Source organism: Streptomyces sp. NPDC054863 (assembly GCF_053610825.1).
Window position 1 is genome coordinate 1 of sequence record NZ_JBSGZD010000214.1, and the last position, 13,682, is coordinate 13,682.

Sequence of the window (13,682 nt, forward strand, 5' to 3'; positions counted from 1 at the left end):
CGATACGGCCGGGCCCTGCGTCGTCCGCGCACTGTCGCCCGCGGACTGTCGTCCGTGCGCGCTGTCGTCCGCGCGCACTGTCGTCCGTGCGCGCTGTCGTCCGTGCGCCCTGGCGTCCGCGCGCGCACCGTCGTCGGCGCGCGACCGGCCCTCAGCCCGCCAGGTTGGCCCGGACCAGATCCAGCAGGTCCTCCTCCGGCATCCCCAACTTCCTTGCCTCCTCCACCAGTTCGCCGATCCGCTCCAGGATCCTGGCCCGCCCCGGCGACACCGGGGCATCGACCACCACCGCGCCCCGGCCCCGGCGCAGCTCGATCAGGCCCTCCTCGCGCAGGCGCTGGTAGCCGCGCAGCACCGTGTGGACGTTGATGCCGAGCGAGTCGGCCAGGACGCGGGCGGCGGGCAGGCGCTCGCCCGGTTCCACCGTGCCGTCGGCGATGGCGCCGCGGACCGAGGAAGCGATCTGGTCGCCGAGGGGTACGGAGGAGGCGGGGTCCAGTTTGAACAGCATGGTCAGCGGCTTTCTCGGCGATCGATCAGGGTGGCCAGGAGCGCGGCTCCGGTTGCGGAGTCTCCCACGGTGACCGCGAACTCCCTGCCGTTCCCCCGCCGTACGACGATGGCTTCGCCGGAGCGCAGTATGAGCCCGGTGCGGTTGCTGCGCACGCGGTAGCCCCAGCCGCCGTAGTCCGCGACCGGATTGATCTCGCGGCTGTGCACCTCCTGCACCTCCTTGAGCGGGATGCGCAGGGAGGGCCACGGCAGCAGCGAAGGTGCGACCGTGAGCCCGCGGCGGTCCACCATGACGTGCGCCGACGCGAACCCCAGGATCAGCAGGCCGAGGCCGAGCAGCGGCCCGGACGCGTACCACTGCCCCACGAAGGCGCAGGCCACGCTCCCGGCCAGGACGACGACCGCCACCAGCAGCGGCACCCCGGAGCCGAGGCGGTGCGACCAGCTCGCCACCTCTCCCCGGGCGAGGTCGATCCGGCCGGTCTCGTGGTTGCGGGCGGTCGTGGTCGCCTGCTGGGGCACCGTACGGGCGAGCAGCAGGCCCACCGCTGCCGCGGCGAGCGCGACGCCGACCGCCGCCGCGAGGTGCCACATGGGCATGCGGACGTCGGAGCCGTCACTCACGCCGCGGTTGGCGAGCGTACTCACCGACATCAGGTGCCCGAGCAGGCCCGCCATGCCCCAGCCACCGGCCAGCACGCCGCGCACCCCCCGGGCCGAGAGCTGTCCCTTGTGGACGGTGAAGGCCCAGGCCGCGGCCAGCAGGGTGAAGAGCAGGATGCAGCCGACGACGGCCGCGGTGCTGCCGAGGTAGGAGGTCGGCTTCCCCGACAGGTCGAATCGGCCGGCCAGGGGGTCGGGAAGGTCGTCGCGGGAGATCAGGAACGTGGCCAGGCTGACGAGCAGGGCCAGGGCGAAGGGCGCGACGGTCAGTGCGACCAGGCGCAGTCGGGCGGGGGTCATGTGCAGGGTCATGGCTACCTCCAGTTGTTTGCATACTACTAGAACAACTGGAGATGGAGAGGGATTAGTTCCCCTCCAATGCGAACAACTTCGCGATGGCCCTCGCCCGGTGGATCCGGGCCCGGGCTCACCGGATCCGGAACTCGGCCCCCCGCTTCCCCCGCTCCCCGAACAGCTCCGCCTGCCGCCCCGCCGGCAGATTCCCCAGCGCGATCAGGTGCGGAGCCTGCGCGTACGCCTGGCCCCGCGCCGCCTCCTTCGTCGCCCACACCGCCCGCACGGTGCCCTGCACCGCCTCCGCGGGAGACCGGGCGATCACCTCTGCCGAGCGCAGCGCCCCCTCCAGCTCCTCGCCGTCCGGCGTCACTTCCGACACGAGCCCGACCTCGTACGCCCTTCGCGCCGACATCCGCTCGGCCGTCCCCAGCAGCGCCATCCGCGCCACCTCCCCGTACGGCATCCGCTGCGCCAGCAGCGCCGTTTCGTAGGCGCTGACCATGCCGTACGTCGTGTGCGGGTCGAAGAAGGTCGCGCCCTCGCCCGCCACCACGAACTCCGCCTCGCCCAGCAGGTAGAACGCCCCGCCGCATGCCATGCCGCGCACCGCCGCGATCACCGGCTTCCACAGGTCGTTCGCCTTCGGGCCGACGGTGAGGAGCGGATCGTCGGTCGAGTACGGGGAGGACGGCTGCGGTACGTCCGTGGCGCGGTCGATGCCGGTGCAGAACGCCTTCGCGCCCGCACCGGTCAGGACGATCGCGCGCACGGCGTCGTCGAACCGGAAGTCCCGCCAGACGTCCGCCAGTTGGGCGGCCGTGGCCAGGTCGATGGCGTTGAGCCGCTCCGGCCGGTCGAGCGTGACGACCGCGACGCCGGTCTTCTCGTCACGCTCCACCCGTACGCTCACGGCCGCTCCAGCAGCCAGCGCGGCACGGTCGTCCCGTCCGGCAGTTCCGTGAACGCGACCTGCACCTTCGCCCCGATCCGCAGCCGTCCCGGGTCGACGGAGTCCAGCGCGGCACCGGCCGACGCGACCACGTTCCCGACGAGCCGGATGCGCGGTGCGTCCGTCAGTTCCACGATCACCGCGTTGTACGGGGCCTGGGCGGCGTAGGCGGGAAGCAGGGGCGGGTGGGGCAGGACGTACGACCACAGCACGCCCTTCCCGCTCATCAGCCGCCACTCGGAGGCGAAGGAGTGGCAGTGCGGGCAGCACGGCCGGGGCGGGAAGCGCAGCTCGCCGCAGTCGGCACAGGCCTGCACGCGCAGCTCGCCGCGCGCGGCGTACTCCCAGAAGGGGGCGCCGTCGTCGTCCACGACGGGGGAGAGGAGGTCGTCGGAAGTGGTCATCGCAGGGATCAACTCCTCAGCAGCAGAGCGGAAGTGGGGACGCCCTCGCCCGCCGTGACCAGGCAGGTGGCCGCGTCCGGGACCTGGGAGGTGCTGGTGCCGCGCAGTTGCTTCACGCCCTCGTTGATGAGGTTGAAGCCGTGGACGTACGCCTCGCTCAGCCCGCCGCCCCCGGTGTTGATCGGCAGTCTGCCGCCGCTCTCCAGCGCCCCGCCCTCGGTGAACGCGGCGCCTTCGCCGCGCCCGCAGAACCCGTACCCCTCCAGGGAGAGCGGAATGAGCGGGGTGAAGGCGTCGTAGATCTGTGCCACGTCGACGTCCTGCGGCCCGAAGTCGGCCTGTTTCCACAGGTGTCGGGCGGCGGTCCAGGCCGGTCCTGTCAGGGGGTCGTCGTTCCAGTAGTTGACCATGCCGTGGTGCTGGGCGGGCAGGCCCTGGGCGGCGGAGTGCACGTACACCGGCTTCCTGCGGCAGTCCCGGGCCCGCTCGGCGGACACGATCACGCACGCCAACGCCCCGTCCGTCTCCAGGCAGTTGTCGAAGAGGCAGAGCGGCTCGCTGATCCAGCGCGAGGTCATGTACATGTCGCGGGTCAGCGGTCGTTCGTACATCATGGCCGCCGGATTCTGGTTGGCCCGGTTGCGGCAGGCGAGGGCGACGTTGAAGAGGTGGTCGCGGGTCGCGCCGTACTCGTGCAGGTAGCGGCGGGCGAGCATGCCGATCTCGTCGGCGGGGCGGAGCAGGCCGAAGGGGCGGGTCCACTGGGCGGGGGTGGGAAGCTGAACCGCCGTGTTCTTCCAAGGCCTTGGCCCGCTCCCGCGCTTGCGGGAGCGCCATGCGACGCCGACGTTCGCCTGCCCGGTCGCGATCGCCGACGCCAGATGGGCGACGGTCGCGCACGAACCGCCGCCCCCGAAGCCGACCTTGGAGAAGAAGGTGAGGTCCCCGGCGCCGACGGCCTTCGCGACCTCGACCTCGTCGGTCTCCTCCATCGTGTAAGAGGCGAGGCCGTCCACCTCGGCGGGGTCGATGCCCGCGTCGTCGAGCGCGGCGAGGATGGCCCGACAGGCCAACTCCTTCTCACTCTCCGGGAGTTGTTTCGCAAAGGCGGTCTGCCCGATTCCGACTATCGCAGTCGCGTCCTTGAGTGCTGCTGGCATGCTTCCCGGCCACCTCCGCAACGGTCCTGACTGCTGACAGCGCGTCAGGCTACAGCTAATCTGACGGTTAGTCAGCTAGTGGTGTGGGAGGGCTTGCGATGCAGTTCGACGCACAAGGCGACGCAGGGTTCGGCGCACGGTTCGACGCCGGGCGGCACGCTCGGTGGAACACCGTCCCGGAGCTGGTGCGGCATGCCGCGAGCCGGTACGGGGAGCGGGAAGCGGTGGTCGAGGGCCGCACCCGCCTCTCGTACGCGGAACTCGGCGAGCGCGTCGAACGCGCGGCGGCGGCCTGCCTCGCCCGGGGTGTCGAGCGCGGCGACCGGGTGGCGGTCTGGGCCCCCAACACCCTCGACTGGATCGTGTCCGCCCTCGGCGCGGTGACGGCGGGCGCGGTCCTGGTCCCCCTCAACACCCGCTTCAAGGGCACGGAAGCGGCATACGTCCTGCGCCGGTCCCGTACGAAACTGCTCTTCATCACGGGCACGTTCCTCGGTACGTCGTACGTGGCGTCGCTGCGGCGGGCGACGGCCGTCGGACCGGGAGGCGGCCGGTCCGACGGCCCGGGGGACGCCCCGCTCCCCGCCCTCCCGCACCTCACCGACGTGGTCGTCCTGGCCGACGACGCGGCCCCGTCCGACTTCCTGACCTGGAAGGACTTCCTGGCGGCGGGAGAGTCGGTGAGCAGCGCCGCAGTCCACGAGCGAGCGTCAGCGATATCCCCCTCGGACCCCTCCGACATCATCTACACCTCGGGCACCACCGGCCGCCCCAAGGGTGCGGTGATCACCCACGCCCAGACCCTCCGCGCCTACGACATCTGGGCCGAGCTGGCCGGTCTCCGCGAAGGCGACCGCTACCTGATCGTGAACCCCTTCTTCCACACCTTCGGCTACAAGGCCGGCATCATCGCCTGCCTCACCCGGGGCGCCACGATGGTCCCGCAACCCGTCTTCAACGTGGACACCGTCCTCGCCAACATCGCCGCCGAACGCATCTCGGTCCTCCCCGGCCCCCCGACCCTCCACCAGTCCCTGCTGGACCACCCCGCCCGCGGGTCCCACGACCTTTCCGCCCTCCGCCTGGTCGTCACGGGCGCCGCAGTCGTCCCCCTCCAGCTCGTCGAACGCCTCCGCAGCGAACTCCACATCGCCACCGTCCTCACCGCCTACGGCCTCTCCGAAGCGTCCGGGATCGTCACGATGTGCCGCCGCGGCGACGCCCCCGACGTCATCGCGGCCACCTCCGGCCGGGCGATCCCCGGTACGGAGGTACGGGTCGAAGCCCCGCCGGGCATCCCGGGAGAGGTCCTGGTCAGGGGCTTCAACGTCATGCAGGGCTACTTCGAGGACCCGGCCGGCACGGACGTGGCGATCACGGAGGACGGCTGGCTCCGGACGGGAGACGTCGGGGTCCTCGACGAGACCGGCAACCTCCGCATCACCGACCGCATCAAGGACATGTTCATCGTCGGCGGCTTCAACGCGTACCCCGCCGAGATCGAGCAACTCCTCGGCCTGCACCCGGACATAGCGGACGTCGCGGTCATCGGCATCCCGGACCCCCGCCTGGGCGAGGTGGGCAAGGCGTACGTGGTCCGCCGCCCGCACGCGTCCGAGACCCTCACCGCCGACGACGTGATCGCCTGGTCCCGCCGCGAAATGGCGAACTACAAGGTCCCCAGGGCCGTCGAATTCGTCTCCGCCCTGCCGCGCAACGCAAGCGGCAAGGTGGTGAAGGGGGAGCTGCGAGGGCGGGAGCGGGAGCGGGACGCCGGGTGACGGGGCGGGGCTTCAGCGCGCCGCGAGGGCGTTCCACGCGGCTGCGCGGAGGTCGCGGATCTCGTTCATGGCCGTGCGCCAGGACGGGGCGTCGCCGGGGGCCGTGCGGACCGTGTACTCCGCTTCGCGCAGGCGGGCCGCCGTTTCCGGGACACGGATGATTTCCACCGTGACCGCCCAGCTGTCCAGGAACTGGGTCAGCGGGGCGAGGGTGCCGGAACGGGCCGCGAGGTTGAGGGCCTCCTCCATCTGGCGCTCCATGTCCGGGAGCTGGTGCGGAGCGAGGCGGACGAGGGCGGAGCGCAGGCCCGCGGTGGTGCGGTCGGGCCGGGGAGCGAGCGGGGTGCGGCCGTCGGCGGGCTCGCTGCCGGGGGCGGCGGGTGTGGTCGCGGCGGCGTTGCGCTGGGCGGTCATTCCGGTCCTTCCGGGGCCTTGCGGGCTGCGTGGTCCGGCTGCACCGGGCGCGTGGCCTGGGGTTTCGACCGGATCGCTGGTCCTGCGGATCTCGTACGGGAGGAGGGCGGAACGGGGGTGCGGGTTGCGCGGTGCCGTAGGTGTACGTGACACGTGTATGGGGCGGCGTGCACCGCCCCGGAAATGCGTCGGCCGCGACGGCTCCCCCTCCGCGCCGCCGCGGCCGATGCCCCCGTGCAGGAAGGTCTACTTGGCCGGTTCCGAGGTGGCGTGCATGTCGTCGGTCTTGGCCGGCTCCGACGTGGCGTGCATGTCCTTGGCCTTGACCGGTTCCGACGTGGCGTGCATGTCCTCTGTCTTGGCGGGCTCCGACGTGGCATGCATGTCGAGCGGCTTGACGTCGGTCTCGGTCTTCTTGGCGTCGCTCATGGTGGTCTTCTCCCGTTGAGTCCGTGCTTGGCAGGTGGGCGGAGCCCGTCCCGTTGTTCCCCCGATGGACGACGGGGCGGGCTCCTCAGGGCCGTTCACGATAGTGCGGGCCCGTGCGCTCGGCCCGCCTGCCCCCCGACGCGACGGATCCGATGAGAATGAGCGTGCCAGTCGGTGATAAACGAACGATGAACGCCTGGGCCGGTCCTGCCCTAGACGGCTGACCTGAGGGCGATCATCCTGCGTACCGCTGCGGCTTCGGGAGAGTTCGTCGCTTCGAAGATGGCCAGTGCCTCGGTCCAGCACACCTGGGCGCGGCCGGGTTGGGCCACCGCGTCGAGGGCGTTGCCCAGTGTGGTGAGGACGTTGCCGCGCCGCCATTCTCCGCCGATACCCCGCAGTACGTTCAGGGCCTGTTCCGCTTGTGTCGCTGCCTGAGCAGGGCGCTGTGCTGCCAGGTTGACCTCGGCCAAGCGGAAGAGGGCCATGCCCTCCCAGAGTCGTTGGCGGCTGTCGCGGAACACCTCCAAGGCTTCCGCGAGGCGAGTCTGCGCCGTTTCGTACTGACCGCTCTGGGTGAGTGCCAGACCGAGGGCGTACCGCGCGTTCGCCCCGCGCAGGGTGTTCCCCATGCCGTCGTAGATGTCCAATCCCTGCTGAGCCAGGGAAACCGCGCCGGCGGTGCGGCCCGTCGCGAGATGGATGCGGGAGAGGTTGCACAGGGCGCTGGCTTCGCCGGGGCGGTCGCCGATGCTGCGGAAGTTGGCGATGGCCAGAGTGAGGTGGGTCTCGCCGTCCGAGTGCCGGTTCTGGTACAGCGCCATGATGCCGCGCGCATTGGGTGCCCAGCAGGTGGGCAGCGGATCCTCCGCCGCGGTGGCCAACCGCATGACCTGTTCGGCTTCCTGCTCGGCCTGCTCGAAGCGGCCCGAGGTGTGGTGTACGTCGGCCAGGGTCAACAGGGCCCGTCCCTCGGCCCGTTCGTCCCCGTTGGCTCGCGCCGCCTCCCGCACCGCTCGTGCCGTCGACTCGTACTCCCGCGCATTGGCCCCTGATTCGCCCAGGTCCAGCGCTGCCCACAGCAGGTCCACCGCCCGGCGTACGGTCCCCGCCCCCGTCGACTGCCGTACGCAGGCCAGCAGCGGGCCCGCCTCCCGGTACAGCCAGTCCTGAGCGTCGTGGCGCTCGATGAACGCCAGGCCGCTCCGCCCGACCGGTTCCAGGTGATCCACCAGCCGGTCCCCCGGCCGTTCGATCGCGTAGACCCCCGCCGCCGTCGCCAGATAGAAGTCCAGCAGCCGCGACAGCGCCCGCTCCCGACCCACCGCCGGCTCCTCGTCCCGTTCCGCGCATGCACGCGCGTAGAGCCGTACGAGGTCGTGGAAGCGGTAGCGGCCCGGGGATGCCGATTCCAGGAGGGAGGTGTCGACGAGGGACTCCAGTACGTCCTCCGCGTCGTAGAGGGGCAGGTCCAGGACCGCCGCCGCGGCGGCCAGCGACATGTCGGGGCCGTCCGCGAGGCCGAGCAGGCGGAAGGCGCGGGCCTGGGAGGGTTCCAGTTGGCCGTAGCCCAGTTCGAAGGTGGCTTTGACGGCGAGGTCGCCGGCCTGGAGTTCGTCGAGGCGGCGGCGTTCGTCGGCGAGTTTGGCGGCCAGTACGGACACGGTCCAGGTGCGGCGGGCGGCGAGGCGGGCCGCCGCGATGCGGATCGCCAGGGGGAGGAAGCCGCAGGCGCCGACCACGTCGAGGGAGGCTTCGCGCTCGGCGGCCACCCGCTCCTCGCCGACGATGCGGGTGAAGAGCTGGAGGGCCTCGTCGGGGGACATGACGTCGAGGTCGATGAGGTGGGCGCCCGCCAGGTCCACCATGCGGGTGCGGGCGGTGAGGAGGGCCGCGCAGCCAGGGGTACCCGGCAGGAGCGGCCTGACCTGCGACGCGTCCCGTGCGTTGTCGAGGAGTACGAGGACCCGGCGGCCGTCGAGGGTGGAGCGGTAGAGGGCGGCGCGCTCGTCGAGGGAGTCCGGGATCGCCGTGTCCGGGGTGCCCAGGGCGCGGAGGAAGGCGCCGAGGACCGTCTCCGGTTCGGCCGCGCGGGAGCCCGCGCCCTGGAGGTCCACGTACAACTGGCCGTCCGGGAAGTGCGGGCGGGCGGCGTGTGCGACGTGGACGGCGAGGGTGGTTTTGCCGACGCCGCCGATTCCGGCGAGTGCGGAGACCGCCATGACGCTCGATTCGGCGCGGGCGAGGCGGTCGCCCAGTTCGCGTACGAAGGAGGCGCGGCCGGTGAAGTCCGGGACGGAGGCCGGGAGCTGGGCGGGGCGGATCACCGCGGGGGTGGCCGTGGCCGGGGTTTCGACCGGGCGGGCCAGCTCCTCGTCCGCCTCCAGGATGCGCTGCTGGAGGCGGGAGAGTTCCGGGCGCGGGTCCACGCCCAGCTCGTCGGCGAGCATCCGCCGGGTGTCCGCGTACACGGCGAGCGCCTCCGCCTGCCGCCCGCAGCGGTAGAGGGCGAGCATCAGGAGCTCACGCAGCCGTTCGCGGAGGGGGTGGGCCGCCGTGAGGGCGGTGAGCTCCGAGACCGCTTCCGCGTGGCAGCCCACCTCCAGGTCCAGGTCCAGGCGGGTCTCCGTGAGCTGGAGGCGCCACTCCTCCAGCCGGGCCCGCTGCGACTCCGCGTAAGGACCCGGTACGGAGGCCAGTACCTCGCCGTCCCAGAGCCCGAGCGCCTTGGTGAGCAGCGCCCGCGCCTCGCAACGCTCTCCGGCGGCGCGGGCCTTGTCGGCTTCCGCCGCCAGATCCTGTGCCACCGCCAGGTCAAGAGCCCCGTCCGCCGGCCGTATCGCGTACCCGCCCGCCAGGCTGACCAGGACGTCCGCGCCGAGCGCCTTGCGCAGCCGGGAGGCGTACGTGCGCAGCGCGGCCAGCGCCTGCGACGGCGGCTCCTCGCCCCAGATGCCGTCGATGAGTTCGGCGGCGGTGGCGGTGCGTCCGTCGCGCAGCAGGAGCAGGGCGAGCAGGGCCCGTTGCTGCGGGGATCCCGCGGGCACGGGCTCGCCGCCGCGCCAGGCGCGGACCGGTCCGAGCAGGCTGAAGCGCAGCTCGGACGCGTCGGGGGCGCCGTCCGGCGCCTCGCCCGGTATGCCGTCCATTGCAATCCCCCTGCCGTTACTTCCCGTAGCACCCCGTATGGCAAGTGTCAGTTTGCCCTGTCCATGGCGAGTGCGTCAGTACGGAAACCTCAGAGGAACCTCAAGGATGCGAGCAGAAACTGCGGTCGCACCCACCTGACGGATCGTCAGATCGGCGGTACGGTGACGGTCATGGACAGCTTCCCGAAGATCATCTCGGTGGACGACCACACGGTGGAGCCCCCCGGCGTCTGGCAGGACCGGCTCCCGAAGAAGTACCGCGACATCGGCCCGCGCATCGTGCGCGCACCCCTGAAGGAAATGACCTTCCTGGGGGGAAAGTTCGCCCCGGTGATGGGCGAGAAGGGCGACGAGGGGCCGATAGGCGACTGGTGGGTGTACGAGGACCTGCACCGGCCCCTCACCCGCCTCGACACGGCGGTCGGCTACGACCGGGACGAGATCAAGCTCGAAGTCATCACGTACGAGGAGATGCGCCCGGGTTCGTTCTCCGTCCCGGACCGCCTCGCCGACATGGACGTCAACCACGTGCAGTCGGCCCTCTGCTTCCCGACCTTCCCGCGCTTCTGCGGCCAGACCTTCACCGAGGCCACCGACCGCGAACTCGGCCTGCTGGGCGTGCGCGCGTACAACGACTGGATGGTCGACGAATGGTGCGGGCCGGCCGCCCACGGCCGCCTCATCCCCCTCACCCTCGTCCCGCTCTGGGACGCGGACCTGGCCGCCGCCGAGGTACGCCGCAACGCCGCGCGCGGCGTCCGTGCCGTCGCCTTCTCCGAGATCCCCCCGCACCTGGGCCTCCCCTCGATCCACACGGACTACTGGGACCCCTTCCTGCGCGCGTGCGACGAGACGGGGACGGTCGTCGCGATGCACATCGGCTCGTCCTCGAAGATGCCGTCGACGTCCGCGGACGCCCCGCCCGCCGTCGGCTCGACCATCACCTTCGCCAACTGCTGCTTCTCGATGGTCGACTGGCTGATGAGCGGCAAGTTCGAGCGCTTCCCGAACCTCAGGATCATGTACGCGGAGGGCCAGATCGGCTGGATCCCGTACATCCTGGAACGCGCCGATGTCGTCTGGGAGGAGAACCGCGGCTGGGGCGGAGTCGCCGACAAGGTCCTGCGCCCGCCCTCGGAACTCTTCACGCAGCACGTCTACGGCTGCTTCTTCGACGACGCGTTCGGCCTGAAGAACCTGGACTCGATCGGCGTCGGGAACGTCCTCTACGAGACCGACTACCCGCACTCGGACTCCACCTGGCCCAAGTCCAAGGAGGTCGGCGAATCCCAGATGGGCCACCTGGAGCCGGCCGTCGTGGACCGGATCGTACGGGGCAACGCGATCGAGCTGCTCGGCCTGACGGCGGACGGGCTGTGGCCCGGGAAATAGCGGCGGGGGCGGAGGGGGCGCGGAAACAATGTCTCACTTGCTCGTGTAAGTGAGACATTTTTCGGGAGGGGTGGAGGCGCGGGGCGAGCAGGGCCCGCCCTTCCCGTCCGGGAGAACGGGCAGGGCGCTGCCGGTCCTCCCGGTCAGGCTTACTGCCGAGGAGAGCCGTCGGCCCCAGGGGTATCTGCCCCGCCCGTGTCCTCGCCCTCGAAGAGTTCCTCCGCGGTGGTGGCGGTGATGGCGCGGGTGAACCAGTGCTTCAGGGTGTCGAGGTCGCCACAGGCCATGACTCGCTCCGCAACGGGTTGCGGGACGGAAACCCCGCGTCCTTCCAGCAGCTGAAGAATCGACTGAGCCTTTCCTTCGGCCTTTCCTTCGGCCTTCCCCTCGGCTTTCCCTTCGGCTTGGCCGACGGCCTTACCTTCGAGGTACTTCTCCTCGATCAAGGTGCCTCGGCCCGGGAAAAAGGTTCCTACGGCCATCAGGTTCCTCCAGGTGGCGCGGGCCGGGGTGTCTCCCAGGCCGATTTCGAGTAGCTCTGCGTAGTAGTCGCGGGACGTGGGGTCGACGGTCCCGAGGGCGCGTGCGAGTGCTTCCAGTATGGCCGGGGCTTGCGGTTCGCTGCCATGCGTCATGGCGGAGAAGGTCGCCATGGTCAGGTCCCGGGCGGCCTCCTGGGGGTCGGTGACAACGGGGACGTTGTCCGGGCCCAGGGCCATGGGGCGGACGGTGAGGGCGGGCCAGCCCTGGGCGGTGCAGGTGAAGGGGCCCGCTGCCCACGCCGCAGTGGCGCGGTCACGGCAGACCACCAGCAGCAGGGCAGGGATGCAGAACTTCGACTCCAGGTAGCCGAGGTAGTAACGCCAGCTCCGTTCCTTTTCCGGGTCTCGGCGGCCCTGTGCTTCGATGGCCAGGAGGAAGGGCGGAGCATCGCAGGGATCTACCCGCAGGACGCTGTCCACGCGGCGCTCCAGCACCCGGATCTCGGTGGCGTCCGGGGTGAGGACCTCGACGGACGCCTTCTCGGGCACGTCCGCGCCCAGCAGTCGGAAGATCGGGGCAAGCAGTTCCGGCCTCTCCTGGAAGATCCGGTGCGAGGCCTCGTGTGGGGTGGTGACCATGGGTGCCACGGTAGGGAGCGGAAGGCTGCTTGGTATTGCTTTCGACATATGCCTACCGCATGGATGAATTGTCGTACGTGGGGACGATTCGGGTGTCAGAAGGGTGACGGTGATGCGGTCGTGCTCGCCCCGCCCGGCGCCCAGTCGCCACCCCGGTCCGCCTGAATGTGTGCGGCGAGCTCTGGCCGGTCCCGACGGCACGGTGTGCACAGGGTCTCGTCGCCCACGGGCCGGAAGTAGTGCTCACCGGGGCGGCCGGGGCCCGCGCACCCCAATGACCGCCGGTGTGTCGAGGTGGCGACGAACGTTCCGGGCAAGGTGGCGGTCCGCAACTCCCGGACAGGGAGGACTGTCGAGTTCACGGAGACCGAATGGACCGACTTCCTGAGCGGTGCCAAGCTGGGTGAATTCGGCCTTCGTCGTAGGAGACGCTGTGCAGGAGTGCCCCCGCTGCGGCGGCCACGCAATGCCCGACCCCGAACACTCGCGGTCCCTGTGCTGCCCGACCTGCTGGCACGCCTGGGCACTCCCGCACGAAGCGCGCTGCTCGGGCAGGCGCAACCTGTTGGCTCCCGGGCTGAAACTCCTGGACGAATACCGGTACTTCAGTCGCTGAGTACCGAGCGGAGCTCCGGGGCCGAGGCGGGATCGCTCAGTTGACGCGGTCGCGCAGGGTGTACCCGCCGTCCACGACCTTCGCGTCGGCGGCAGGCGCCATGCACTTGGTGAGCGGCGGCGCACCCTTCTTGGTGGCCCCGGAGAGCCCGATCCGGGCCTCGCCCTTCTCCGGATTCTCCGGGACGAGGAAGCTCACGCCCATGCGGGTGTGCGGGTCCAGCTCGGTGAGCCAGGGGTGGCCGGGGCTGGTGCGGACCAGTCGGCCCGTGACGGTGGCGGTGGGGCCGCCGGTGCGGAGGCAGTCGACCTTGAACTCACCCCAGTAGAGCTTGCCGTCCTGAGCGTGCGAGATGCGGAAGGTGCCCCGGGAGCGCTGCGGGACGCTGCCCGCGCCGTACGTGGCGCGGGCGTCGACGGACACCCGCACCTCCTGGTCCGCAACGGGGTAGTCCATGCGCGCGTCACCCTTGAGGGAGGAGACGGTGGTCCCCGGCGAGGGTGCGGCGGTGGCCGTGACGGTGGGCTTGGCGATCGTGGGTGCGGGCACGGCGGTGGGTGCCGCGACGGCGACGGGTGCGGCGACGGCGGCCACGACGGCGAGGAGGGCGGTGGCGCGCAGGGTCCTGGTCAGCATGGGGAGGGGCTCCGATCTGGGGAGGACTTCGGGTACCCCCTGATCGTCTTCAACGACCTTGACCTCGGGCGTCGTTCGCAGGTGGGGTCCGTGTCCGCCGCGCGGCGGTGTCGGTCCCCGGGTGTGCGGGGCGCGGGGGGCGGGGCGTGCGCTGTCCG

At 71.3% G+C, this 13,682-nt stretch carries 12 protein-coding genes and 1 pseudogene; 3 read left to right on the plus strand and 10 right to left on the minus strand.

All coding sequences use genetic code 11. The features are described from left to right. Positions 1-151: 151 nt before the first annotated feature. The 5 genes from ACWGIG_RS28420 to ACWGIG_RS28440 form a co-directional block, all read right to left on the minus strand. A complete protein-coding gene (locus ACWGIG_RS28420) occupies positions 152-511 on the minus strand; it encodes a GntR family transcriptional regulator (protein WP_453324537.1) in 360 nt (119 codons plus the stop codon). Positions 512-513: 2 nt separating this feature from the next. Then, positions 514-1,488, minus strand: coding sequence for a DUF1648 domain-containing protein (locus ACWGIG_RS28425; protein ID WP_453324538.1), 975 nt, complete (start codon positions 1,486-1,488; stop codon positions 514-516). Positions 1,489-1,603: 115 nt separating this feature from the next. Next, a complete protein-coding gene (locus ACWGIG_RS28430; RefSeq protein WP_453324539.1) occupies positions 1,604-2,383 on the minus strand; it encodes an enoyl-CoA hydratase/isomerase family protein in 780 nt (259 codons plus the stop codon). Further along, positions 2,380-2,826, minus strand: coding sequence for a Zn-ribbon domain-containing OB-fold protein (locus ACWGIG_RS28435; RefSeq protein ID WP_453324540.1), 447 nt, complete (start codon positions 2,824-2,826; stop codon positions 2,380-2,382). Before ACWGIG_RS28435 ends, ACWGIG_RS28430 begins: the two co-directional genes overlap by 4 nt. A gap of 8 nt (positions 2,827-2,834) precedes the next feature. After that, positions 2,835-3,986 carry a lipid-transfer protein gene (locus ACWGIG_RS28440; protein ID WP_453324541.1) on the minus strand — a complete coding sequence of 384 codons (1,152 nt, stop codon included), beginning with the start codon at positions 3,984-3,986 and terminating at the stop codon, positions 2,835-2,837. A gap of 98 nt (positions 3,987-4,084) precedes the next feature. On the opposite strand from ACWGIG_RS28440, the gene ACWGIG_RS28445 reads away from it, so the two are divergent. Next, on the plus strand, positions 4,085-5,767 hold the full coding sequence (locus ACWGIG_RS28445; protein ID WP_453324542.1) for a FadD3 family acyl-CoA ligase: 1,683 nt from the start codon (positions 4,085-4,087) through the stop codon (positions 5,765-5,767). Between the two features lie 12 nt (positions 5,768-5,779). Here ACWGIG_RS28445 and ACWGIG_RS28450 read toward each other — a convergent pair whose 3' ends face one another. The 3 genes from ACWGIG_RS28450 to ACWGIG_RS28460 all read right to left on the minus strand — a co-directional run bounded on the left by ACWGIG_RS28450 (position 5,780) and on the right by ACWGIG_RS28460 (position 9,759). Next, a complete protein-coding gene (locus ACWGIG_RS28450) occupies positions 5,780-6,181 on the minus strand; it encodes a DUF6247 family protein (protein WP_453324543.1) in 402 nt (133 codons plus the stop codon). A gap of 246 nt (positions 6,182-6,427) precedes the next feature. Continuing rightward, complete coding sequence (locus ACWGIG_RS28455; protein ID WP_453324544.1) at positions 6,428-6,610, minus strand: hypothetical protein; 183 nt, start codon at positions 6,608-6,610, stop codon at positions 6,428-6,430. A 212-nt stretch (positions 6,611-6,822) separates the two neighbouring features. Further along, positions 6,823-9,759 carry a BTAD domain-containing putative transcriptional regulator gene (locus ACWGIG_RS28460; protein ID WP_453324545.1) on the minus strand — a complete coding sequence of 979 codons (2,937 nt, stop codon included), beginning with the start codon at positions 9,757-9,759 and terminating at the stop codon, positions 6,823-6,825. A gap of 171 nt (positions 9,760-9,930) precedes the next feature. Here ACWGIG_RS28460 and ACWGIG_RS28465 point away from each other — a divergent pair, with 171 nt between their 5' ends. Further along, positions 9,931-11,151 (plus strand): amidohydrolase family protein, encoded by a 1,221-nt coding sequence (locus ACWGIG_RS28465; protein WP_453324546.1) that lies wholly within the window; start codon positions 9,931-9,933, stop codon positions 11,149-11,151. Between the two features lie 149 nt (positions 11,152-11,300). Here the strand turns inward: ACWGIG_RS28465 and ACWGIG_RS28470 are convergent, their stop codons facing one another. After that, entirely contained in the window at positions 11,301-12,272 is a 972-nt protein-coding gene (locus tag ACWGIG_RS28470) for a hypothetical protein (RefSeq protein WP_453324547.1), read from the minus strand. Positions 12,273-12,557: 285 nt separating this feature from the next. Between ACWGIG_RS28470 and ACWGIG_RS28475 the strand changes: the two are divergent. Continuing rightward, positions 12,558-12,932: pseudogene (locus tag ACWGIG_RS28475) on the plus strand (DUF397 domain-containing protein); the annotation flags it as partial. Here ACWGIG_RS28475 and ACWGIG_RS28480 read toward each other — a convergent pair. Further along, positions 12,925-13,524, minus strand: coding sequence for a hypothetical protein (locus tag ACWGIG_RS28480; protein WP_453324548.1), 600 nt, complete (start codon positions 13,522-13,524; stop codon positions 12,925-12,927). The pseudogene ACWGIG_RS28475 and the gene ACWGIG_RS28480 overlap by 8 nt on opposite strands. Between the last annotated feature and the right edge of the window lie 158 nt (positions 13,525-13,682).